1 protein-coding gene is annotated in these 661 nt (G+C 35.4%); it reads right to left on the bottom strand.

Annotated features, from left to right (window positions below):
* Positions 1-253: 253 nt before the first annotated feature.
* Positions 254-661: HAMP domain-containing sensor histidine kinase (locus V7137_RS26015; protein WP_335700759.1), on the bottom strand; the 408-nt coding region annotated here is incomplete at its 5' end.

Here is a 661-nt window from a genome sequence, read left to right as displayed (position 1 = left end):
TTTTCTTGTAGCCATGGTATTCCCTCCACTTTTTCAAAAGAAATTAAATTTTCCGCGTAGTATTCTTACAAACTTACTATTTCCATTTCGAATTATTCGATTCATGAATGGCTTAAAATAAGGCATCTACGAAATAGGAGTGAGTAAGATGGGGAACTCTTATTTACATTCGTTCACCAATAAATCGGGTAACGGATGACAAAAAAATATCCTGGGGATTATTCCACAGGATAGGATGTATTTATTGTTTTTATTAATCAACTGTGACCGCTGGAAAGGTTAGGATGAATGTAGTTCCTTTCCCAGGTTCGCTTTCAATTTTCACTTTTCCTTTCATCGAATGAACTAACTGATACGAGATGGTCAAGCCTACACCTGTCCCTTTGTCCTTTGTCGAGTAAAATGGTGTACCGACCTTGCTGATCTGTTCCTTTGTCATTCCAATCCCTGTATCAATCACTTCAATGATCATTTCATCATGATTATGTAAATAGGCATTGACAGTCAGCAGTCCATTGTCTTCAATTGCTTCAATACCATTTTTGATGATATTTACCAAAATCTGTTTCAATTCATCCCTATTTCCATTCATATATAACGAATCTTGGATGGAGGATTCAATTCGGATATTATTAATATTATAGTATGAAGTGATGAGTCC

The organism is Neobacillus drentensis (assembly GCF_036962765.1).
Taxonomy (GTDB): Bacteria; Bacillota; Bacilli; order Bacillales; family Cytobacillaceae; genus Neobacillus; species Neobacillus drentensis_C.
Note: the sequence above shows the minus strand (reverse complement) of the source record. Positions and strands in the feature narration are given on the sequence as shown.